The 22,733-nt window shown below is 57.5% G+C and carries 24 protein-coding genes; 10 read left to right on the top strand and 14 right to left on the bottom strand.

What is annotated here, in order from left to right:
- The first annotated feature begins 44 nt into the window (after positions 1–44).
- Positions 45–764 (top strand): AzlC family ABC transporter permease, encoded by a 720-nt coding sequence (locus OS190_RS04410; RefSeq protein ID WP_267157457.1) that lies wholly within the window; start codon positions 45–47, stop codon positions 762–764.
- Positions 761–1,087 (top strand): AzlD domain-containing protein, encoded by a 327-nt coding sequence (locus tag OS190_RS04405; RefSeq protein WP_267157456.1) that lies wholly within the window; start codon positions 761–763, stop codon positions 1,085–1,087. Before OS190_RS04410 ends, OS190_RS04405 begins: the two co-directional genes overlap by 4 nt.
- Positions 1,088–1,100: 13 nt before the next feature.
- On the opposite strand, the gene OS190_RS04400 is transcribed toward OS190_RS04405, so the two are convergent.
- From OS190_RS04400 to OS190_RS04380, 5 genes are all read right to left on the bottom strand, one after another.
- On the bottom strand, positions 1,101–1,706 hold the full coding sequence (locus OS190_RS04400) for a hypothetical protein (protein ID WP_267157455.1): 606 nt from the start codon (positions 1,704–1,706) through the stop codon (positions 1,101–1,103).
- Positions 1,707–1,754: 48 nt separating this feature from the next.
- Positions 1,755–1,889 carry an aa3-type cytochrome c oxidase subunit IV gene (locus OS190_RS04395; protein WP_267157454.1) on the bottom strand — a complete coding sequence of 45 codons (135 nt, stop codon included), beginning with the start codon at positions 1,887–1,889 and terminating at the stop codon, positions 1,755–1,757.
- 82 nt (positions 1,890–1,971) lie between these two features.
- Positions 1,972–2,451: a DUF6173 family protein gene (locus tag OS190_RS04390; protein WP_267157453.1), complete on the bottom strand. Its 480-nt coding sequence runs from the start codon at positions 2,449–2,451 to the stop codon at positions 1,972–1,974.
- A gap of 6 nt (positions 2,452–2,457) precedes the next feature.
- A complete protein-coding gene (locus OS190_RS04385) occupies positions 2,458–3,510 on the bottom strand; it encodes an MBL fold metallo-hydrolase (RefSeq protein WP_267157452.1) in 1,053 nt (350 codons plus the stop codon).
- Positions 3,510–5,222 (bottom strand): acyl-CoA dehydrogenase family protein, encoded by a 1,713-nt coding sequence (locus OS190_RS04380; RefSeq protein ID WP_267157451.1) that lies wholly within the window; start codon positions 5,220–5,222, stop codon positions 3,510–3,512. The genes OS190_RS04385 and OS190_RS04380 overlap by 1 nt, the downstream gene beginning before the upstream one ends.
- A 144-nt stretch (positions 5,223–5,366) precedes the next feature.
- Here OS190_RS04380 and OS190_RS04375 point away from each other — a divergent pair, with 144 nt between their 5' ends.
- Positions 5,367–6,308 (top strand): L-threonylcarbamoyladenylate synthase, encoded by a 942-nt coding sequence (locus tag OS190_RS04375; RefSeq protein WP_267157450.1) that lies wholly within the window; start codon positions 5,367–5,369, stop codon positions 6,306–6,308.
- A gap of 19 nt (positions 6,309–6,327) precedes the next feature.
- Here OS190_RS04375 and OS190_RS04370 read toward each other — a convergent pair whose 3' ends face one another.
- Positions 6,328–6,882 (bottom strand): YqgE/AlgH family protein, encoded by a 555-nt coding sequence (locus OS190_RS04370; protein WP_267158292.1) that lies wholly within the window; start codon positions 6,880–6,882, stop codon positions 6,328–6,330.
- Between the two features lie 167 nt (positions 6,883–7,049).
- On the opposite strand from OS190_RS04370, the gene OS190_RS04365 reads away from it, so the two are divergent.
- Positions 7,050–7,859, top strand: coding sequence for a protein-disulfide reductase DsbD domain-containing protein (locus OS190_RS04365; RefSeq protein WP_267157449.1), 810 nt, complete (start codon positions 7,050–7,052; stop codon positions 7,857–7,859).
- Positions 7,860–7,868: 9 nt separating this feature from the next.
- Here OS190_RS04365 and OS190_RS04360 read toward each other — a convergent pair whose 3' ends face one another.
- From OS190_RS04360 to OS190_RS04340, 5 genes are all read right to left on the bottom strand, one after another.
- Positions 7,869–11,258: an efflux RND transporter permease subunit gene (locus OS190_RS04360; protein WP_267157448.1), complete on the bottom strand. Its 3,390-nt coding sequence runs from the start codon at positions 11,256–11,258 to the stop codon at positions 7,869–7,871.
- Between the two features lie 15 nt (positions 11,259–11,273).
- Positions 11,274–12,725, bottom strand: a complete 1,452-nt coding sequence (locus OS190_RS04355; RefSeq protein WP_267157447.1) for an efflux RND transporter periplasmic adaptor subunit — start codon at positions 12,723–12,725, stop codon at positions 11,274–11,276.
- Between the two features lie 128 nt (positions 12,726–12,853).
- Entirely contained in the window at positions 12,854–13,396 is a 543-nt protein-coding gene (moaB, locus tag OS190_RS04350; protein ID WP_267157446.1) for a molybdenum cofactor biosynthesis protein B, read from the bottom strand.
- On the bottom strand, positions 13,396–14,016 hold the full coding sequence (locus OS190_RS04345; protein ID WP_267157445.1) for a LysE family translocator: 621 nt from the start codon (positions 14,014–14,016) through the stop codon (positions 13,396–13,398). Before OS190_RS04345 ends, moaB begins: the two co-directional genes overlap by 1 nt.
- A complete protein-coding gene (locus OS190_RS04340; protein WP_267157444.1) occupies positions 14,009–14,779 on the bottom strand; it encodes a uracil-DNA glycosylase in 771 nt (256 codons plus the stop codon). The genes OS190_RS04345 and OS190_RS04340 overlap by 8 nt, the downstream gene beginning before the upstream one ends.
- Before the next feature lie 105 nt (positions 14,780–14,884).
- Between OS190_RS04340 and OS190_RS04335 the strand changes: the two genes are divergently transcribed.
- The 5 genes from OS190_RS04335 (at position 14,885) to plsY (ending at position 18,914) form a co-directional block, all read left to right on the top strand.
- Positions 14,885–15,847, top strand: a complete 963-nt coding sequence (locus tag OS190_RS04335; RefSeq protein ID WP_267157443.1) for an aspartate carbamoyltransferase catalytic subunit — start codon at positions 14,885–14,887, stop codon at positions 15,845–15,847.
- Positions 15,848–15,854: 7 nt separating this feature from the next.
- On the top strand, positions 15,855–16,388 hold the full coding sequence (locus OS190_RS04330; RefSeq protein WP_267157442.1) for a hypothetical protein: 534 nt from the start codon (positions 15,855–15,857) through the stop codon (positions 16,386–16,388).
- A 133-nt stretch (positions 16,389–16,521) separates the two neighbouring features.
- Positions 16,522–16,953 (top strand): hypothetical protein, encoded by a 432-nt coding sequence (locus tag OS190_RS04325; protein ID WP_267157441.1) that lies wholly within the window; start codon positions 16,522–16,524, stop codon positions 16,951–16,953.
- Between the two features lie 72 nt (positions 16,954–17,025).
- Positions 17,026–18,306: a dihydroorotase gene (gene pyrC / locus OS190_RS04320; protein WP_267157440.1), complete on the top strand. Its 1,281-nt coding sequence runs from the start codon at positions 17,026–17,028 to the stop codon at positions 18,304–18,306.
- The gene (gene plsY / locus OS190_RS04315; RefSeq protein ID WP_267157439.1) at positions 18,306–18,914 is read left to right on the top strand and encodes a glycerol-3-phosphate 1-O-acyltransferase PlsY; all 609 of its coding nucleotides are present in this window, start codon (positions 18,306–18,308) and stop codon (positions 18,912–18,914) included. Before pyrC ends, plsY begins: the two co-directional genes overlap by 1 nt.
- Before the next feature lie 152 nt (positions 18,915–19,066).
- Here the strand turns inward: plsY and OS190_RS04310 are convergent, their stop codons facing one another.
- The 3 genes from OS190_RS04310 to OS190_RS04300 all read right to left on the bottom strand — a co-directional run bounded on the left by OS190_RS04310 (position 19,067) and on the right by OS190_RS04300 (position 21,748).
- The gene (locus OS190_RS04310) at positions 19,067–20,437 is read right to left on the bottom strand and encodes a glutamate--cysteine ligase (protein WP_267157438.1); all 1,371 of its coding nucleotides are present in this window, start codon (positions 20,435–20,437) and stop codon (positions 19,067–19,069) included.
- A gap of 61 nt (positions 20,438–20,498) precedes the next feature.
- Entirely contained in the window at positions 20,499–21,026 is a 528-nt protein-coding gene (locus OS190_RS04305; protein WP_267158291.1) for a hypothetical protein, read from the bottom strand.
- Positions 21,023–21,748 (bottom strand): 16S rRNA (uracil(1498)-N(3))-methyltransferase, encoded by a 726-nt coding sequence (locus OS190_RS04300; RefSeq protein ID WP_267157437.1) that lies wholly within the window; start codon positions 21,746–21,748, stop codon positions 21,023–21,025. The genes OS190_RS04305 and OS190_RS04300 overlap by 4 nt, the downstream gene beginning before the upstream one ends.
- Before the next feature lie 11 nt (positions 21,749–21,759).
- On the opposite strand from OS190_RS04300, the gene ubiA reads away from it, so the two are divergent.
- Positions 21,760–22,722 carry a 4-hydroxybenzoate octaprenyltransferase gene (gene ubiA / locus OS190_RS04295; protein WP_267157436.1) on the top strand — a complete coding sequence of 321 codons (963 nt, stop codon included), beginning with the start codon at positions 21,760–21,762 and terminating at the stop codon, positions 22,720–22,722.
- Positions 22,723–22,733: the final 11 nt, after the last annotated feature.

Below are 22,733 nucleotides of genomic sequence, written 5' to 3'. Positions count from 1 at the left end.
CTCACTGGTTGACGCTACGCATGGAATTAACCTAGGGGCTACGCATGACCATTACCACCGTCAAGTCCGCCTATGTCAAAGGCATTGCCGCCGGGGCACCGTTTGTTCTGGTGATCGTTCCGTTTGCGTCCCTGTTTGGCCTTCTTGCAACCGAAGCAGGTCTTAGCGTTCTGGATTCACTGATTTTTTCATTTGCGGTGATCGCGGGTGCCGCGCAATTGACCGCCATTCAATTGCTGCAAGAAGAAGCGCCAACTGCAATCATTCTCGCGTCGGCCTTGGCAGTCAACCTGCGCATGGCAATGTATTCCGCATCCCTTACCCCCCATATCGGATCCGCCCCCCTGTGGCAGCGGGCGCTGGCGGCCTATTTGACCGTTGATCAATCCTATGTTGTGGCGATTGCGGAATTTGAAAAGCGCCCGGAAATGACCGTTTCCCAAAAGGTTGCTTATTTCCTGGGTGCGGTCACGCCTGTGGCCCCCCTGTGGTACATCTTTACGGTTGTGGGAGCCGTGCTGGGCACGAAAGTACCTGACAGTTGGGCACTGGATTTCGCAATTCCCATTACTTTCCTGGCCATGATTGCGCCGATGTTTCGCACCCTGCCACATGTTGTCGCCGCCCTTGTTGCAGTTGTCGTCAGCTTACTGGCGGCGGGTGTTCCATATTCCCTGGGGATCATGATCGGCGGGCTTGCGGGAATGTTGGCCGGTGCCGCCCTTGAAAAGCAATTGGAACAAGGTCGGACGGGCACGGCATGATCGACAAAACCAGCCTTTGGATCGTCATTATCGGGCTCGCCGTAGGCAGTTTTCTGTTGCGGTTTTCCTTTACTGGCTTTGTCGGCGACAGAGCCATGCCGGCATGGCTGATACGACATTTGCGCTATACGGCCGTGGCGGTCCTGCCTGCACTGGTCGCACCCAAGGTGTTGTGGCCAACTGCGACTGGCGGCGATCCTGACCCCGCACGCCTTGCCGCTGCTGCGGTAGCGCTGACGATGGGGGTGATGACCAAGAACGTGCTGGCCGCGATGGGTGCCGGGGCGGTCACCCTATACGGGATGCTTTATCTGCTGGGATAGCTTTTCAACCGGCCTATTGGGTTTTGGCCAAATCGCGCACCGCACCCTTCAGATCGTCAGGATCATCTTCAAATAATTTGGTCGTGGTCACATTTGGCAGGGCTTCAATCTGCGCCATCAGCTTGGTCGGATAAAACGTGCTGCTGATGGGAGGAAACCCATTGATCTGCGACAGAATGGCCGTGGTTGCATTCGTACAAAAGGCACCGGGCACGGAACCGTTCGCCTGAACCAGACGCAATGCCTGTTCCGCTTGCACTGCGGTCACCGGAATTTCCTGTGACACCACATGAAAGGTCGAGCGGGCATGGGCCGATTTGTAAGCCTGCAACCAACCCGGGGTGATACCATAAAGAACGTCACCACGTTCCACGACACGATCATCACGGAATGATCCGGCAGGGTCAAATATGACGCGTTGTGAGCCATTGACCATCAATGCGCTATGTCCGCCCCCGCCTGTGCGGTTATTCACCATGGTGAATACGGTAAGCGACGGTTGAGCAGGTCCTCGATAGGCCGCAGCCGCAACATCCTGAATAGAATCGTCACCGCCCGTGTTTGCAGCACATCCCGAGATGGCGGCCACAAGTGCGAGGCTCGCAATAAGTCGTTTCACAAGTGAAATTCCCTTCGTCTTCCCGTCAGAACGGGTGACCCAAAAGGGTTAGCGGATAAACATCGCCATGAGAATCAACAGTACGATGATTGCGATTACAGTTTTGGTGATAAACGAAACGAAACCGCTGAACATATTCTCCTGTTCAGTGGTATCCATCGTGCCATGTTCGTGCTCGGCCATTTGTACGTTCCTCTAAAAAATCGTTTGCGGGTGACTACCCTATTTGCAAGGGGCTGTCACGCGGTCAAAACGTCTCAACACCTTAGGATTTGGCTTCCGTGCTGTCGGTCTTTTCCAAATCCTCAACCAGCCGGAAGCCGATGCGATTGGGGGCTGATCCCTCTACCGATTTGGGTAAAGCCCGCAACATCACGTTCAGTTGGCTGACATGCTGCACCAGTTGCGTACGGGCACCGGCATTGTCTGTACCATAAAACGTCACAATATCTGGATCAAAGTAGCCCATGCCTTCGATTCGCAGGACACCGGCATCACCACCGGTAAAACCCATTGCAACTTCCTGTTCGTTATCTAGCTGTTCCTCAAAGGTCTTTAGATACAATACCGTGCGTTCATAGGCCCATTGCGCAGGGCTTTTCTGTGTCATCGGCTCGGCTTTTACAGACTTTGGCAGGTTATTGGCGTTGGCCTTGGGTTGATCCGGGTCGCGATGCACCTCGTGACAGCGTGGCAATGCCGCAGCCTCAACCGCTTCTGCCGCAGTCTTGATCTGGTCTTCCATCTGGCATCACTCCTTGTTCTGATACACCCAAGCCCCGTCAGCAATGCGAAGTTCCCGCGTTGCGAGGCCCTTCTGGTAAAGGTGGCTTAAATGCGCGACCGCTTCAACCAGGGCGAGGCCATATTCAGCCTCTCCTATCGTTCTTTTGAACAATGGCGAGAAACATTCAGAGGCGGATTTCGGCTTGTCCACAAAAGCCAACAGGCGAGCGAGCGCAGAGTGATGATTTTCGATCAGTTGCTCCATCCGCTTTGGAAGCCCGGTAAAAGGTAGTTTGTGACCGCCCAACACCAGGTGATCCGGACGTGCCAAGAGGGCCAGTCGCTCACAGGACTCAAGCCATTCACCGATGGGGTCCGCCATCGGTTCGGTCGGGTAGACACCTACATTGGGACTGATCGAGGAAAGGATCTGGTCTCCCGCAATCACCAGATTATCATCTCTGCTCCAGAAGGTCGCATGTTCGGGCGCGTGCCCGTTTCCCATGTGAATGTCCCAATCCCGTCCGCCGATCCTCATCGTTTCGCCTTGTTGGATACGCCTATACCCTAACGGCAAAGGTGCAACGATATCCGCAAAGTTGAACGGTCGGTCGGTACGCCGTTTTTCCAGTAGATCCTTGTCCATGCCCGAGAGCCTGTAAAAGGCGAGGGTTTCCTCGGGCGAGGTTGCCTGTTCATCGAGCGTCAGCATACGCGCCGTCAACCAGGCCGTGCGGGTGGTGACCAGTTCCGCGCCATGTTCGGATTGGAACCAACCGGCCAAACCGATGTGGTCAGGGTGATGATGCGTGACCACGACACGGCCTACAGGCTTGCCTCCCAATGGACCGGCAAGGGCTGCATTCCAGATCGCCTTGGATTTCTTCGAAGCAAAGCCGGTATCAATGATCGTCCAATGATCCCCCTCATCCAGCGCGTAGATATTTACATGGTCCAGCTTCATAGGAAGTGGCATCCGGAGCCACAAGATTCCGGGCGCAACCTCTATCGCTTCATTTCCGTCGGCTGCGGGCGCTTGCCACGGATAACGCAGGCCTTGCGGCGCGACATCTGCCATCAATTTGCCAGATCTGCAGTGGTCACGGCAAACAGGTCTGCTTCGCCTGCCTGGGCATGAATCAGCAAACCCGCATGTTCTGGCAACAGGCGCAAAATGTAGAAACGTGCCAGTTTTTCACGTGCTCCGCCCTTGTCCGCCATAGCGGCCTTGAGGTGCAATTGTGCACCCAGCACCCGTGCAAAGGCCCGCAAATACGGGACTGCACCGGCAAAACGATCATTCATATTACCTTGCGCGACGATCCATTCTGTTGCTTCGCGCAGGGATTCGCAGGCCTGCCAAACGGCGTCAGCCATGTTCGGAAAATCGGGGCGGGCGCGTTCGATGTCTTCTTCCATTTCATCAAAGAGCAATCCCGCGGCCTCTCCGCCATCCATCATCTTGCGCGCGACCAGATCCATCGCCTGAATGCCGTTGGTGCCTTCGTAAATAGTGGTCACGCGTACATCGCGGCTGAACTGCGCGGCACCGGTTTCCTCAATGAAACCCATTCCGCCCTGTACCTGGAGTGCCATCTCGGCAACGGCGACGCCGGTGTCGGTGCCAAAAGCCTTGGCAATTGGCGTCAGCAATGCCGCGCGCGCACGCCAGGCAGGATCACCCGTCGCCGCCGCCATATCAATGGCATAGGCACAACTAAGTCCGATGGAACGGGCAGCGAAGACATCCGCTTTCATGGTTGCCAGCATCCGGTGTACATCGGCATGTTCGGCAATGCTTGCCGTGCCGTCGGGGCCGGCACGTCCCTGTTTACGTTCAAGCGCATAGGCCAGGGCATGTTGATAGGCCGCTTCGGCCACACCAACCCCCTGCCCGCCAACGCCAAGTCGCGCATTGTTCATCATTGTAAACATCGCGGCCATGCCGCCCTGTTCTGGTCCGACGATCCAGCCAGTTGCATCGTCATATTGCATCACAGCGGTAGGAGAGCCATGCAGACCCATCTTGTGTTCAAGGCTGACCGTGGTCACGCCATTTCGCGGCCCCAGTGAGCCATCTTCGTTAGGGACGAACTTTGGTACCAGAAACAAGCTGATTCCCTTTGTGCCTGCAGGGGCGTCCGGCAGACGCGCCAGCACCAGATGACAGATGTTTTCGGCAACATCGTGATCTCCCCAGGTGATAAAGATCTTTTGACCCGACACCGCATAGGTACCGTCGCCATTATCCACCGCTTTCGATTTCAAAGCGCCCACGTCCGATCCCGCCTGCGGTTCAGTCAGATTCATCGTGCCCGTCCATTCACCCGAAATCAGCTTGGGCAAAAACAGGTCTTTGATCATGTCCGAAGCATGATGTTCCAATGCTTCGATCTGGCCCTGTGACATCAGCGGAGCCAGTTGCAATGACAGGCAGGCACCACTCATCATCTCGTTTACGGCAGAGCTCAGAATCAGCGGCAGCCCCATGCCCCCATGTACGGGGCTTGCCGACATGCCGAGCCATCCGCCTTCAGCGATCGTTTGGAACCCTTCGGCAAATCCGGGAGAGGTGCGCACAACTCCATTTTCCAACCGCGCAGGATGCAGGTCGCCCTCGCGCTGCAAAGGAGCCAGTTTTTCATCACACAATTTACCAGCCTCTTCCAGGATCGCCGTCGTTACATCGGCCGAAGCTTCTTCGAAACGCGCAGTTTCGCGCAACGCGTCCGCATCCAGTAGATTGTCGATCATAAACAGATACTCGTTCACGGCAGCACGGTACGGCATTGAGATGGTCTCCTGAGAATTTCGCGGGGTGCGCCCCTCGTGACTGGCACGTCAGACGAAGCCCTGCTAAAGGCAATTGTGGCTTCCAGCATGGAATGCAGCGACGCCCTACCACAACCTGAACGCCGCGTCACGGGAGCTTCGATGGACATTAAGACATGCAGATTGGCCGCAGATGCCGCTGGCGTCGCCGATGCCGCTGGACTGCTCACTGCTGGTGAATTGGTATCGTTTCCAACCGAAACGGTGTATGGGCTGGGTGCTGATGCGCGCAATAATCTGGCCGTGGCAGGCATTTACGCGGCCAAGGGGCGGCCAAGTTTTAATCCGCTGATTGTTCATCTGGCCGGTAAACAGGATGCGCAAAGCTATGTGCAATGGTCCGACATGGCGGAAATTCTGGCGACGGCGTTTTGGCCTGGCCCGCTAACCTTGGTACTGCCGCTAAAGGTTGATCACGGCCTGTCCTCGCTGGTGACGGCCGGGCTGGATACCGTGGCTCTGCGGGTACCGGCCCATCCCGCAGCACAGGCCCTGCTTGGTGCCTTTGGCGGTCCGGTCGCCGCGCCATCCGCCAACCCGTCGGGACGCATTTCTCCGACGACGGCGGATCACGTTCTGGCAGGGCTTGCAGGCAAAATCGCAGCCGTTCTGGATGACGGTCCCTGCCAGGTCGGTCTGGAAAGCACGATCATCGGCCTGGGCAGCAACAGACCGACAGTGTTGCGTGCCGGAGGCCTGCCTCAGGAAGCGGTGGCTGCAGCCCTTGGTCAACCGCTAAAGCAATCTGGCGAAACGGGCATCACATCGCCCGGACAAATGGCGTCGCATTATGCCCCGGGTGCCGCGGTACGTTTGAACGCAACAACTGCGCAAAATGACGAGGTACTGTTAGGTTTTGGTCAAATGCAGTGCGATCTGAATCTGTCGCCCTCCGGAGATCTGGTCGAAGCGGCCGCCAACTTGTTTGACCATCTGCACCGGCTGGACGCAATGGCCCGTCCAATCGCGGTAGCACCGATTCCGGATCACGGTCTGGGACGGGCAATCAATGACCGGTTATGCCGCGCAGCAGCACCCCGTTAGCCTTTCTGTGACAGTGGGATCAGGCCCGACCGGCTGACGTCGAAAGAAGCAAGGGATCAATCCCCAGAGAGCGCAAAGCAGCCTCCCATTTCTGATCATCCGCCAGATCGAACACGATTTCTGCTGTGGCATCTGCAGTGAGCCAGCCGTTGCGCGCGATTTCACCTTCAAGCTGCCCCGGCCCCCAGCCGGTATAGCCCAACATCAACAGCGCCTTTTCAGGGCCGCCCCCCTTGGCCAGGTCCTCCAAAATATCCAGGGTGGCGGTCAATCCGAAACCACCATCTATCGGCAAGGATTGCATCGGGGACTGATATTCATCCGAATGAAGAACAAACCCGCGGCCCGTTTCCACAGGCCCGCCGAAATACACATCCAGTTGACGCTTGGCCTTGCCAAAGTCATGTGGCAACTGGTCCAAAACATCCGACAGGCGCAGCCCCTTTGCCGGTTTGTTCACCATCAATCCCATAGCCCCTTCATCGCCATGAGCGGACAAAAGGACAACCGAGTGAGCAAAACGCGGATCGCTCATCCCCGGCATCGCGATCAGCAATTTACCGACAAGCGACAGTTCAGTGTTGGTCATGGGCAACAAGGGTGATTGAATGACATGCCCGCAAGGATGCCCGTCAGCGGTCCCTCAGACAAGGGCTTTACTCAAATCGGCAACAAGATGACACAACACCGCTGATGCAATCGTGACTTGGCAGTCTGAGACAATTGGCCCATTTAGGGCCCATGATAAAACGCATCCTCACCGCTCTGGCGATTACCTGTGCCTCGGCCTTGCCACTTGTCGCGGGCGACAGCTTTCAAACGCCTGTGACCGGCGAAATCCTGACCGGTTGGAAACGATCGGACGGTACGCGGGTCGCCGCAGTGCGTTTGCGGCTGGCTCCGGGTTGGAAAACCTATTGGCGCAGCCCTGGCGATGCGGGCATTCCGCCACTCTTTGATTGGTCGAAGTCCGACAACCTGAAGGGGGTTGCGGTTTCCTGGCCCACCCCGGTCGTATTCCTGACCGCAGGCATGCGGACCATTGGATATTCCGGCGACGTAATCTTGCCACTGACGCTGGTGCCACGGGACAGGGATGACCCGATTACCCTCAGCGCCAAGCTGGAATTGGGTGTTTGCAGCGACATTTGCGTGCCGCATCAAATGCAACTGGATGCAGTGCTTGGCGACAACAACCTGACACCAAGCCCGAAAATTGCGGCAGCCCTTGCCGCACGGCCCTTTTCGGCAAAGGAAGCGGGCGTCAAAACCGCTACCTGCGCATTGCGTCCGACCCGGGACGGATTGTCCATCGAGGCCCGGTTGTCGGTGCCCCATACTGGTGGCGAAGAAGTCGTGATCATCGAGCCGGGTCAACCTGGTCTTTGGGCCAGCGAAACCAAGGTGACGCGACAGGGGATTACCCTGGTGGCGCGCGGTGAAATTATCGCGGGCAGCGCTGCCCCCCTTGCCCTGGACCGCTCTGCGATCCGCATTACGGTTCTGGGAAGCAAACACGCTGTTGATATTAGAGGCTGTACCTCCGGCTAGACAGGGTGGCTATCCCGTTTCAGTCCGCTTGCGCAGGGCAAAAGAAACAATTGCCAAGAGATACCCCGTCACGGCCACCCCTGCGGCCCCGGCAATAAACAGAAGCAATCCAGCCAGTGGTGCCGATACATTCTCGACAGATGGAACTAATGTGACAATGGCTTGAGGCAGCATGCCATACCAAGCGGCCCAGCCCAAGGTCACAGCCCCCCAAACAAGAATGACCCCCCAGAGCGCGACAAGCCCCAGCCGCAACGCCCCGACCGGTGCCCGCAGGCCACGCCGCATCGCCGCTATCTGGCGAGCGATGTCATGTTGTGCCGCGACCAATGCCGGCACCACCAACAAGACCAACAGCAATCCGAACCCCAACCCGTAGACCAGCGTGATTACCGTTGGCTTGAGAAATTGTGCCTGCTGGCTTTGTTCATAGAGCAGCGGTGCCATCCCCAAGACAGTCGTAAGGGTGGTTAGCATCACAGGGCGCAAACGGTCTGTCGCCCCGTCGATGATCGACGGAATAAGTCCGCGTGTTTCGGCATATTCGTCAATTGTTGTCACCAGAACGATGGAATCATTGATGATAATTCCCGTCATGCCCAACAATCCGACAACCGTAAACATACTGAGGGGCACTTCCCAAAGGTTGTGACCATAAATGGTACCGACCAACCCGAAGGGAATAATCGCCATGACGACAACAGGGCGTGTCCAACTGCCAAAGACCCAAGCCAGCACCAGATAGATGCCCGTCAAACACAGGGTCAAACCCGTCATTGCGTCATTCAGAAATGCGTCCTCTTGCTCGCTTAGTCCGGCAAGGCGGAACTCGACCTGTTTTTCAGAGGCAATGCGCGGCAGAATTTCTGCTTCGAGCGCTTGCTGAATCGCGGTGGCCCGCGCCGGATCATCCTCTGATATATCTCCGGTGACAGAGATCAGCCGAATACCGTTCTCTCGGCGGACTGTTGAAAACCCGGTGCGTCGTTCGACGCTCACAATATCCGCCAGCGGCACATATAGACCCGCGGGGGTACGCATCTGCGTCCGGTCCAGAAAGTCAGCGGTCAACTCACCCTTGGGCAATTCGACGCGGATTGTCGCAGAGCGAGGCCCGTCAGGATAGGTTGCCGCCTCAATCCCGCCCAACCGATGACGGAGAGCACGACCCAGAGTGTCGATGGTAAAACCCAAAGCCTGTCCTTGCGGCGTCAGATCGAGGATCAGTTCCTCTTTGTCATAGGCTAGGTTATCCTCTACGGCACTCACTTCGGGATATTGGCGCAGTGCTTCTTGCAGGGCTTCCGACGCCGCCTTGAGCGTGTCGGTATCTGCGCCATAAAACTGCACATCCAACGCATCGCCACCGGGGCCCGAGCGCCATCCGCGGAAACTGACCGTTTCGGCCATCGGGTGGTTCACCACGGTATCCTGCAACTCGGCGACAAAGGCAAAGCTGGAATAGGGACGTAGATCTGCATCGATCAGCTCTATAGAGATCCCTCCCAACAAGTCCGCGCCTTTGGTGTCCGACCCGGCCAGTCCGTACCCTGAATTGCCACCGGTCTGGGCGATCACATAATCCAACGGATTGGCACCATAGCGTTTCTCATATTCAGCACCCAAGACCTCGGTGGCACGCTGCATTTCACGCATCATTGCCAGCGTATCTGCGCGCGTGGCCCCCTCGGACATCATGAAATTACCGGTGACAGAACCGCGTTCCGGTGCATTGAAGAAACGCCACTGCACATCGCCTTTGATAAACAGCGCCACCTGCGAGGCAAGTACTGTGATCACTCCGGCCAACACGACATACCGCGCCTTGATCACCCCCGCCATAAATGGCCGGAACAGCGTTTCGCGCAGCCAGACAAATCCGCGATTCACAAGACGACTTGGCAGATCGTACCAATGTTCGCGGTCCGCTGCCGATACGGCGTGAGCCATGTGGTTTGGCAAGATCAGGAAGCATTCGACAAGTGATGCACCGAGCACGGCAATCACTGTAAAGGGAATGTCGCGGATCAAGTCACCAAACCGCCCGCCCACGGCAACCAGACCAAAAAAAGCGATGATCGTGGTCATCGTGGCGGCAAAGACAGGCATTGCCATGCGCCGCGCCGCATTTTCCGCCGCGACAAGGGGTGGCTCGCCCAGTGTGCGGAAACGATGATCGGTATGTTCACCCACCACAATCGCATCGTCCACAACAATGCCCAAAGTGATGATCAACCCGAATAGCGAGATCATGTTTATCGTGATCCCACCAAGATACATCAACGCAATCGCCGCCCCCATCGCAACCGGAATACCCGCCGCAACCCAAAAGGCCGTGCGTGCATTCAAGAACAAAAACAAAAGGGTAACAACCAGTCCAAGCCCCATCAAACCATTGTCGATCAACAGGTCAAGACGACCGGTGATTGCTGCCGACCGTGTGCGGATCAGTTCGACCGTAACCGATGCCGGCAGGCTTGCGCGCAATTCCGCTGCGACGCGTTCCACGTCTTCCTGGATACCGATGGCATCCCCCCGGTTGGAGCGATCCACCCGCACCGACATCGCTGGGTTCGCTCCGACAAAAAACTGGCGTTCACGATCGACACCCTCTTCGCGCACCACAGCAACATCCCCGACAGTCAACTTGGACCCGTCAGGATTGGAGCGCAGCACGATGCCTGCGATCTCGTCTGCTGTGCGCTTGGCGGTGCCGGTGCGTACCCTTGCATTGGCACCGGTCACATCCCCCGCAGGATCGGCGTCGACCTCTGATGCAATCACCGCCGCAATCTCGGCCATGGTAATATCATAGGCAATCAATTGTGCCGAAGGCACTTCAACCATCGTCTGGCGCGCTGCTATCCCTTGTATGGTTGTGCGCGTCACACCTACCGCAAACAGACGGGTAACAAATTCATCCGCAAAGCGGCCAAGCTGTTCGGGCGCCACCGGCCCCGTGATCACGACATCGGTCACCCTGTCGCGCCATGCACCGCGGCGCACGTTGGGTTCCTCTGCCTCTTCCGGCAAGGTAGAAACCGCATCAACTGCCGTTTGCACATCTGCTGCAGCGCGGGCCATATCCCATCCCGGTTCAAAGTCGAGCACGATACTGCCCGCCCCTTCGCGCGAAGTGCTGTTTGATCCCTCGACCCCTTCGAGAGACAGCAGTGCCGGTTCCAGAACCTGCACGATGGCGGTATCCACGTCTTCGGCACCGGCTCCTGCCCAAATTGTTGTGACGGTGACATTATCGATGATCACATCCGGAAAAAACTGTGCCCGCATGTTGGGTGCCGATGCCAGGCCTGCAACCAGAAGCACCAACAGCAGCAGATTTGCAGCTGTGCGGTGCCGCACGAAGTAGGACAAGAGACCTCCGGCGGTGACGGGCATTTTACGCACCACTCCCTAGCCCCCCATCCGGCTTTCGATCCGGGCAACCATGTTTGCGGGGACCTTGGGTTCCGCCAACCGTGCCAGAACCCGGGCCTTGGCCTCTTCTGGCATACGGGAATTGCCTTCGACAAAGGCCACCAGCCGCGCGCGGCGCTCCTCGGTCAGTTCCAGCATCTCGGGTGCTTCGGCGGGGGCAGCATCCCGCGTGATCGGTTTCACCGAAATGCCCGCTCCCAACAAGGGGGAACGCGCCTCAATCACCTGACGACCCAGAACAGGCCCCTGCACGAACACTTCATCGCCCTGTCGGCGCAGGACGTTCACATCAATTTCCTCAAGACGGTTCTCGGCATCCAGCACCAGCAATGCACCTTGCGCATCCACCGCTGAAGCGGGCAGACGTACAACGTTGCGCAAGAGTGGTTCATGGATGCGAACCGTAACAAAGTCGCCTGATTTGAATCCGTTGGCCCGGCTCAATGCGGCAAAGATCAACCGGCCGGTTGCGCCCTCGCCAGCGGCGGCGCTTGCACGACTGATGCGGCCCGTTGCTTCGATGTCGACACCGGTTACGTCAAGGGTGACAGTCAACTCGGCACGCACCAGCTCTCCGTTTGTGTCCAAAAGGCGCGCATATTGCGCCGTTGACAATCGAAACGATACTTCGAGATCCTGAGGATCTATCAGTTCGGCGAGCCGCTCGTTTGCCGAGACCAGCCGCCCAACGACAACATTGGTCGCAGACAATGTGCCATCAAAGGGCGCGGTCAACGTGGTATCGTCCAGCCGCCGCTTGGCTTCTCCCAAGGCAATCTCGGCACGGGCCAGACGGGTCTTGGCCTGATCTACCCGTGCTTCAGCCTGGGCAACGGCCTGCCGCCGTGACACCACGGATTGCTGCGCCGCCGCCGCCGCCAGTTCCGCAGTTTCAGACGTGGCAGCAGTGCCCACACCACGCTCAACCAAATCCCGCTGGCGTTCAAACGCTCTGGTGCGCAGATTGGCCTGCACTTGCATGGCGTCCAGTTCCGCACCGGCAAGTTCCAGTGAACGGGCGGCATCACGCCCCTCGGCACGGGCGTCGGCGACATCGCTTTGGGCGCGATCCACGGCTGATTGCGCGTCCAGAGGGTCAAGCCGGACCAGCACCTGTCCTGCTTTTACAATGCCGCCATCCTCGAACCCTTCGGCCAGTTCAACAACACGGCCGCCGCCGGGTGCGCGCAGTTCCAGTAAACGCCGGCTTTGTACTTCTCCAAATGTCTCGAGAACCGGTACCACGTCTTCGGCTTCGGCCCGTACAACTGTCACTGCGAAGACCCGTTCGCGGGCTGGCGGCCCCTTGGGATCGTCCGCCATACGTTCGCTGACAGCCCCCCCGATCAGAGAGGCTGCAAACACCAATAGCCCAACCGTACAGGCCGCCAAGAAGAGGCCAATCATGCTTTGACGCAAAAACCGCATTGCCATCCGTTCTATAGAATTTGCCGTTGACCCATAGTCTAATGGTCAGCGCGAAAATACCAAGTTACATCTTTAAACGGCTGTTGCAGATTTTTCCGTCGCAGGGAAATCAACTTTCTTTGCCCAGCCTATTTTCGACGTTTGTGTTCATCAAGTCGGGGCATGATTTCAACAAAATTACAAGGTCGGTGGCGGTAGTCGAGCTGTTTGACCAGAATTTCGTCCCATGCATCCTTGCAAGCGCCCGGTGAGCCTGGCAGTGCAAACAGATAGGTGCCATGCGCTACACCACCGGTGGCGCGGCTTTGCACTGCCGATGTGCCGATTTTCTGCATCGACACGATGGTAAACACCGTGCCGAACGCCTCGATTTCTTTTTCATAGACATCGCGGTGCGCCTCGACCGTGACATCGCGACCGGTCAATCCTGTCCCTCCGGTTGAGAGGATCACGTCAATGCCCTTGTCTGCGCACCAGGCGCGCAGCTGATCCGCGATCAGCGTGCGTTCATCGGGCAGGATATGTCTGTCAGCGACAACATGGCCCGCAGTCTCGATCCGTTGGACCAGCACGTCACCCGAGCGATCCTGGGACAGGTCGCGGCTGTCCGACACGGTCAACACAGCAATGCGAACAGGAATGAATTCAAGGGTTTCGTCGATACGGCTCATCATCGTTCCAATACAGCTAATCGGGCGGCAAGGGCCAGAAAAATGCCGCCGCTGATCCGGCTCATTACACGTCCCATGCGTCGGTTTTTTGTCAGCGTCGGGCCAAATCGCCCGGCATAGGCACCGACCGCCCCGTTGACGATAAAACCACCCAGACCAATCACGACACCAAACAGCAGGAACTGGCCCAGCACATTACCCGCTTCGGGTTGAATGAACTGAGGGACAAAGGCCAGAACAAACAATATCACCTTGGGGTTGGTCAGATTGATGACCAGACCAGAGCCAAAAGCACGCATCACAGGCAGCCCGGGCGCGGTCGGTCCTGTTGGTGGCAAGGCGCGCAAGGCACCCACAGCAAGATAGACAAGATAGGCAACACCGAACCAGCGGATCACATCAAACGCCCAGGGATGTGTTGCCATGACCGCGCCAAGCCCAAGGCCCGCCAGGGCGACATGTACCATGCCTCCAACCGCAACGCCGCCGCTGCCAGCAATGGCCGCGCGTGGACCACTGCGCAATCCCTGCCCAAGGCAGAACATCATATCCGGCCCCGGCGTGAAGTTCAGCGCAAGAGCGGCAGGTACAAATGTCAAAAGTGTGATGGGATCAACCATCGCGCAACCGTTTCTGAAGACTCAATAAATCGGCCCAGGCCTCGCGTTTGTATTCCGGAGAACGCAGTAGGTAAGCAGGGTGAAACATCGGCAGCGCCGGCCGGCCTGCAACTTCTGTCCATTGACCACGCAACCGGGTGATCCCGCGTTTACCCAGCAAGGCCTGACAGGGCCAGTTACCGGCCAACAACAACACGTCGGGTGCCGCCAGTTCAATGTGACGTAACAGAAACGGCCTCATCATCGCGATCTCGTCGGGTTTCGGATCGCGGTTCTGGGGCGGGCGCCATGGCAGGACACTGGTGATATAAACCGGTGCTTGCGCGCTTGCGCGCCCCATCCGGATTGCGGCCAGCATTTTGTCCAACAAATCACCTGCACGACCGACAAAAGGTTTGCCGGCAACGTCTTCGTCGCGCCCCGGTGCCTCGCCCACCAGCATTACCCGCGCACCGGCAATGCCATCCGAAAATACCAGATTACGCGCACCCTTCTTGAGGTCACACAGGTCAAACGCAGCGATTGCTTCGCGCAGTTCGTCGAGCGTCCCGGCGGCAGCGGCCGCGCTTTCGGCGACAGCGACATGATCTACCTTGACGGCAGGCGTCACCCCCGAGGCTGATGGAGCGGCCAGCTTGGGTTTTTCCTCCGCGGCGGGGGCATCATACCTGTTCACCGGCCTGTCCAGAATCGCCTCGGTCGCGCCAAGTTCGATCTGCCATTCCAGCATTGCACGGTCGTAATGAAAATTCGCTGATTCCATGGGGGCAGCTTACGCCTCTGCGACAGCAATCAAAATCCCTCATTGCCTTGCCGCACCCCTTCGCGGAACGCTATAAGGTAGCAACTCCAGCCAGAGGCCGCACCCATGTCCTTCTCAACCAGTTCATTTGAACATCGTCATCTGCTTGGCATAGAGCATCTGTCCCAGAACGACATCATCGCGATACTTGATCTGGCGGATACCTATGTCGACCTCAACCGCAAACCGCACAAGCATACGGATGCGCTGGCCGGACTGACGCAGATCAACATGTTCTTTGAGAATTCCACACGCACGCAGGCCAGTTTCGAAATCGCCGGCAAGCGGTTGGGGGCGGACGTGATGAACATGGCGATGCAGGCGTCGTCAATCAAAAAGGGCGAAACCCTGATTGATACCGCGATGACTTTGAATGCGATGCACCCCGATTTGCTGGTTGTGCGCCATCCGCAATCGGGGGCCGTGGACCTTTTGGCGCAAAAGGTGAACTGCGCGGTGCTGAACGCAGGTGACGGACGGCACGAACACCCGACGCAGGCATTGCTGGACGGGCTGACCATTCGCCGTGCCAAGGGACGGTTGCACCGGCTGTCGATTGCGATTTGCGGCGATATTGCACATAGTCGGGTGGCGCGCTCCAATATCATGCTGTTGGGCAAGATGGAGAACCGGATTCGGCTGATCGGTCCGCCGACACTGATGCCTGCGGGAATCGAAGAATTCGGTGTCGAGGTTTTTGATGACATGGCCGAAGGGTTAAAGGATGTCGATGTGGTGATGATGCTACGCCTGCAAAAGGAACGTATGGACGGCGGGTTCATCCCCTCGGAACGTGAATACTACCACCGCTACGGTCTGGATGCGGAAAAACTGGCCCATGCCAAGCCTGACGCTATCGTCATGCATCCCGGCCCGATGAACCGCGGGGTCGAGATTGACGGCACGCTGGCCGATGACATCAACCGCAGCGTCATTCAGGATCAGGTCGAAATGGGCGTAGCTGTGCGGATGGCCGCGATGGATCTGCTGGCGCGAAACCAGCGTGCCCAAACGTTGCAACCGGTATGACCCGCCAATGACCCGGATTGATATTCCCACAGGAGAGATCGGCACCACACGGGTCTTTTCCCTGTCCATGCCCCCCGCCCAGGCGCGTGCCTTGCGCAATAGCCCTCAGGCACAATCAGCAATCCTTGGGGTGGAATCGCTAAACACCGATGGCGTAGAAGTCTTTCCGCTGACCGACTTGGGCGACATCGGGCTGACGGGGTACCTGCGCGAAGGTACAGATGCACGCGAGGATGACATCAAACGCGATGGCGGGAAACTGGCGGCTCTTGATGGCTGGGTGATGCTTGTACACTCCGTGGCTTTCGGCGGAGCGGGCGGGAGTTTGACGCCTGATTCTGCTCTGACTCTGATCGGTACCTATGCACAAACGCCCGCTCCAACAACGCAGATCGACGTTTCGGCTGAATCTGCCAAACCCTATACTGGGTCGGTGACGGCCACAGCAGCCAATGCTCAGGACAATCGCGGCAGCGCTACCCTGATCGTTGCAATCCTGTGCATCGTCGCTGCATTCATTCTCTGGTTGGCGTTTTTTTAACTCGGTTTTAACCCGCTCAATCACAAGGAAAACAGATGCAAGAACCCAAACCTGACCCAAAGATGTCCGGCCGCATTGCGATGATCGCCTTGCTGGTTGCCTTTGGCATTGCGGGCATGATGTTTTGGATCGCATGACTGCTGACGAAATATCCTGGGCTCCCTCGCGACGCGTGTTCCTGCGCCGTGTGGCCATCAGTACCGCGATTACCTTTGTTGGGCTTGCGGCAGTTGGGCTTGCCTTTGCCGTATATTTTAACCTGTCAACTGCCTGGGCGTTTTTGATCTCTGCCACGCTGACCTTGGGGTTTGTGGTTGAAGACATGATGCGCTGGCGCAACCTGCGTACCGATATTTGGCAAATCAGCGAAGGGCAGTTCATTCACGACGGCCCTGACGGGCGTTCGCAATTGCCGCTGTCAGAAATCGTCAGCGCCAAACCACAGCTTGGATCACGGGTGGTGATCAAACTTGCCTCGGGTCAGCGCATGTTGATGCGTTACCTGCCCTATGCCGCCGCAACGGCCGCTCAGATCGAAGAAGCCCGTGGTCCACTGCCTCGCTAAAACAGAACAGGCTTGGTTAAATGTGAATTTTCAGGCAAGACGGCACAAATTTATCCAGACCGAAGGCCCGCCATGACGCTGCATTTTCTCAATGCCAAGCTGATCGACCCCGAAGCAGGGACTATTTCTACCGGAACACTCAGCATTGCAGAAGGCAGAATTACGCAGATCACCCATGATGTTTCGTCGCCCCCACCGGGTGCACAGATCATTGATTGCAAGGGAAAATACCTTGCGCCCGGTATCGTTGATCTCGGAGTCAAGGTCTGCGAACCGGGTGAACGGCACAAGGAAAGCTATCGTTCTGCCGGGTTGGCGGCTGCGGCCGGTGGAGTGACAACGATGATCACGCGGCCCGACACAAAGCCCACCATCGACAACCCCGAAGTGCTTGAGTTCGTCACCCGTCGCGCCAATGAGGCCGCGCCGGTGAATGTTGTTCCGATGGCGGCGTTGACCAAGAACCGCGCAGGCCATGAAATGACCGAGATCGGTTTTTTGATGGATGCTGGTGCCGCCGCTTTTACCGATTGCGACCATGTGATTACCGACACCAAGGTTTTTGCGAGGGCGATGACCTATGCCCGCAGCCTTGGTGCATTGGTCATCGCGCATCCGCAAGAACCGACATTAAGCGCTGGGGCCGCCGCGACTTCGGGCAAATTCGCCTCCCTGCGTGGTCTGCCTGCCGTGTCACCAATGGCCGAGCGGATGGGCCTGGACCGAGACATTGCCCTGATCGAAATGACCGGTGCGAAATACCATGCCGACCAGATCACAACTGCACGCGCATTGCCCGCATTGTCCCGCGCCAAGGCAAATGGACTCGACATCACTGCTGGCATCGGGATCCACCATTTGTCGTTGAACGCACTGGACGTGGCGGATTACAGGACCTTTTTCAAACTGAAGCCGCCTTTGCGTGACGAAGACGACCGATTGGCCGTTGCCGATGCCGTTGCCAGTGGCCTCATCGACATTGTTTGCTCAATGCATACCCCCCAGGACGAGGAATCAAAACGCCTGCCCTTTGAAGAGGCCGCTTCAGGCGCTGTCGGTCTGGAAACCCTTTTGCCCGCCGCCCTCAGACTTGTGTATGCGGAACTTATCGACCTTGCCACCTTATGGCGGGCGCTGTCGTTCAATCCCGCTCAACGCTTGGGCTTGCCCGGTGGACGCCTCGCCATTGGTGCCCCTGCCGATCTGGTTTTGTTTGATGCGGATGCACCCTTTGTCATGGACCGTGCAACACTGCGGTCGAAATCGCACAACACGCCGTTTGACGGCACACGGATGCAGGGTAAGGTGTTGCGAACTTTCGTTGCCGGAACCTGCGTATTTGAGGGGCACTGATGCCGTTAATCGATTCTTCGCCCTTGGTCCTGACCCTTTGGGCCGTTCTAGGCTATCTTGCCGGATCTATCCCCTTTGGTATGGTGCTGGCCCGCGTTATGGGGCTGGGCAATCTGCGAAACATCGGATCGGGTAACATTGGTGCCACCAATGTCCTGCGGACGGGGAACAAGAAAGCCGCCGCTTTAACCCTGTTCTTTGATGCGGCAAAAGGTGCGGTGATCGTGCTTCTGGCGCGTGCCATGGCTGGTGAGGATGCGGCACAACTTTCCGCCTTAACAGCAATGCTGGGTCATTGCTTTCCTGTCTGGTTGAAATTCAACGGTGGCAAGGGCGTGGCAACCTTTCTAGGCATCATGCTGGCGCTCGCCTGGCCCGTCGGTGTTGGTTGCTGCCTGTGCTGGTCGGTCGCGGTAGGGGCGACACGGGTTTCATCAATGGGGGCGCTCGCAGCCGCATCGGCGTCAACCATCCTAATGGTGATGCTTGGGTTTGGTTATATGCTGATTCTTGGCATCACACTGACGGTTCTGCTCTATGTCCGACATCGCTCAAATATCTTGCGCATCAAGGCAGGTACAGAACCGAAAATCGGCCAAAAGGGATGACATCGCCAGCGGCAGTGATGCAGGGAGCGAAGCCCTGACATTAAACCGGACCGATGACGGATGCGCCAGCCCTGCTCACAACAATGGGCGGCCGGGTTCTGAGCCTGGAACCGCCTAATTCATTGCGGTTATCATTACCCAGCCGCAACGAATTAGTAGCTGTAGTCCTTATAGATCTGCTTTAGGTCACCGTTCCATTTGCCGTAGTAGTCATCAAGCAATTCGTCTGCGGGCACTTTGCCGGTTTCGACGCTTTCTTTCAGGGCATTCAGGAAATGGGTTTCATCAGGCACCATGCCACCTGCGCCGGCTCTGCTACGCGCCTTGAGGCCTGCTTCTGACAGGGCGAGCGTCTCACGGGCAAGGTCGTGCATATTGATACCCGTCACTTTCGCCTGCAACCCGTCGACGGATGCCGCCACCCGCAAAGCGTCATGTTGTGCGGGTGTCCAGTTCTTGACCAAATCCCAAGCACCATCCAGCGCCGCCTGATCATACATCAACCCAACCCAGAAGGCGGGCAAGGCACAAAGTCTGCGCCAGGGACCACCATCAGCACCGCGCATTTCAATGAACTTTTTCATCCGCGCTTCGGGGAAAGCCGTGGTCAGATGGTCAGCCCAATCGCTGAGTGTGGGAATTTCGCCGGGCAATGCGGGCAATTTCCCTTCCAGGAAATCACGGAACGACATACCAAGTGCATTCACATACTTGCCGTCGCGGTAAACAAAATACATTGGCACATCGAGCGCATATTGAACCCAACGCTCAAATCCGAATCCTTCTTCGAAGATGAAGGGCAAGGTGCCGGTGCGGGCATTATCCAGATTGCGCCAGACCATCGACCGCAGCGATTTATAGCCGTTCGGTTTACCCTCAAAAAACGGAGAATTGGCAAACAATGCGGTGGCAACAGGCTGCAATGCAATTGCGACCCGCATTTTTTGAACCATGTCCGCTTCTGACCCGAAGTCGAGGTTCACCTGAACGGTGCAGGTGCGACGCATCATCACGCGCCCCATGGTGCCAACGCGCCCCATGTAGTCATTCATCAGTTTGTAACGCCCTTTGGGCATCAGATCCATCTGTTCGTGGGTCCATTCCGGCGCAGCGCCCAGCCCGATCCAGCCGATCCCGATCTCGTCAGCAACGTCCTGAACTTCTTTCAGGTGGGTATTCACCTCGTCACAGGTTTCGTGAATTGTCTCGACCGGTGCGCCCGAGAGTTCCAACTGCCCGCCCGGCTCAAGCGAGACATTGGCTCCGTCTTTCTCAAGACCAATCAGTTTGCCGGCCTCTTCAACCGGCGTCCAATTGTGCCGATCGCGCAGACCTTCCAACATCACACGGATCGAACGTTCGCCTTCATAGGGCAACGGCTTGAGCGTGTCTTTGCAATAGCCGAACTTCTCGTGTTCGGTGCCGATACGCCAGTCTTCTTTAGGCTTGCAACCATCGGCCAGATATTCGGCGAGTTGCTCGTGGCGCTCGATGGGGCCACCTCCGGATTGAGGGATAGACATGGGTGTGACCTCGAAAGCCGTTTCGTTAGGGGATCAGGGATGGGCGGAATCCGCGAGGGTGTCAATGTAGCAATGTGCCAACCGGACGCAGGGGATCACGCTGCCAGATCACAACTGCTTGATGCGGTGCACTGCGTAAATTGGTTAGCATCCGTTCCGTTCGGAGACCCGGCAAAGCCGCGAATGCATCAAATAATGCCTCTGCACCCACGGCATTCACGGGGATCAACAGGGCGGGTTGGCCCTGCTGCGCGAGCCGCCAATGGGCAGGAAACATCTTGCCATCCAAGGTGAGGCTTTCCATTTCCCGCAGGGCAATTGTGCCACCGCTCAGAGGACCAAAATAAGTCACTTGCCCTTCATCTACCTGTACTGCACCGGCCCCATCATCCGCGCGACGAAACCGGCCACGCTGCACCCCCAACCATACCAACAACCCGCCAACAGCAAGGGCGGCATAGCCGGGAAAGGCAAGCAGAAACCCCGGTCGTGTCACCAGCCAAAGACCCAACAGGAAGAGAATAAAACCTGCGATAACTTCGCGCCAATGCCAGACGGCATCCTTTGCTTCGGGACGCAGGAATGTCACAGGCACCGCCAGTCGCCAAGCCTCTGCTGCCAGACGGTCATTGCGGCCACCGCCGCTGTATCCGCGCGCAGGATCCGCGGGCCAAGCGTAACAGCATCGGTAAATTCCGCTTTGTGCAACCGTGTTCGTTCACGCCCGGAAAAACCTCCCTCGGGTCCAATCAGAATCGCCCAAGGACCGTCAAGTTCCGGCAGGACCCCAGATCCGCCCGCAAGTGTCTCATCACAGAACATGATCCGCCTAGAAACATCCCAATTGTCCAACAACCGCCCGATCTTCACTGCTTCAGCGACTTCGGGCACAAAGGTACCACCGCATTGCTCAGCGGCCTCGACCGCATGGGCTTGCAAGCGATCTCGCTGCACCCGCCCCGCATTCGTAAACTCTGTCATCACCGGCACAATCCGGGCAGCGCCCATTTCTGTTGCTTTTTCGACGATAAAATCGGTTCGCGCCTTTTTGATCGGAGCAAACAGCAACCAGAGGTCGGGTGGCATCTGCAGCGGCTGCGTCCGTTCGACGCAGGCCAAAACTCCCCCACGCTTGCCTGACTGCACGATTTCGCTCCGCCATTCGCCATCCTTGCCATTGAACAGCAAAACCTGACTGCCAACCACCAGCCGCATGACCCCGAAAAGGTAATGCGCCTGCCCTTTCTCCAAAGGAACCGATTGCCCAACCCCCAGAGGGTGCTCTACATAAAGTCTGATCTTCGCACTCATGAGCCTGATATATGCAAGACATGCCCACATCACCAGATGCACCTGTTGCAGATGCCGCAATTGACAATTGGGTAGATCGCTATGCGCCCGCTTTTTCGCGGCCCTTTCTGCGCCTGTCCCGTGCGGATCGTCCCATCGGGACGTGGCTGTTGTTGTTGCCCTGCTGGTGGGGACTGGCACTGGCCATCCTCTATGATCAAAGTCCCCGCTGGTTCGATCTGTGGATTGTGGTCGGATGTGGCATTGGCGCTTTTCTGATGCGGGGCGCAGGTTGCACCTGGAATGACATCACCGATCGCAACATCGACATGCAGGTGGCGCGCACACGCTCTCGCCCGATCCCATCAGGACAGGTTTCCGTCGAAGCGGCCGTCGCATGGATGGTTATTCAGGCCCTGCTTGCTGCTATCATCCTGTTCACCTTCAATAAGGCAGCCATCGGCCTGGGCTTTCTGTCCTTGTTGCTGGTTACTGTGTATCCCTTTGCCAAACGCTTTACCTGGTGGCCACAGGTTTTCCTGGGCCTCGCGTTCAATTGGGGTGCCCTGCTGGTCTGGACTGCCCATGCTGGCACGCTGAATTCGCCGGCGATTTTGTTATATGCCGGTGGCATCGCTTGGACGTTGTTTTACGACACAATCTATGCCCATCAGGACACTGACGACGACGCCTTGATCGGCGTTAAATCGACAGCGCGCCTGTTCGGCGACAAATCGCCGCAGTGGTTGCGCCGGTTTTTGATGGCGACCGTAGGCTTGATCGGGCTGGCGGCTTTGTTTTCAGCCCTGCCTAATGCCTCGGTACTTGCTCTTGTAATTGCCTTGGGCGGGCCTTGGGCGATGGGCTGGCACATGGCGTGGCAACTGCGCGGTCTTGACATAAACAATCCCGCCAAAATGCATCAATTGTTTCTCGCAAATCGCGATGCTGGCATAATCCCGCTCGTGTTTTTTGCCGCAGCCCTCCTGGCGTGATTGCACCCCAC

It is taken from the genome of Sulfitobacter sp. F26204 (genome assembly GCF_026410305.1).
GTDB lineage: Bacteria > Pseudomonadota > Alphaproteobacteria > Rhodobacterales > Rhodobacteraceae > Sulfitobacter.
The sequence above is the reverse complement of the archived record's forward strand: the minus strand, read 5'-3'. Positions and strand labels throughout refer to the sequence as shown.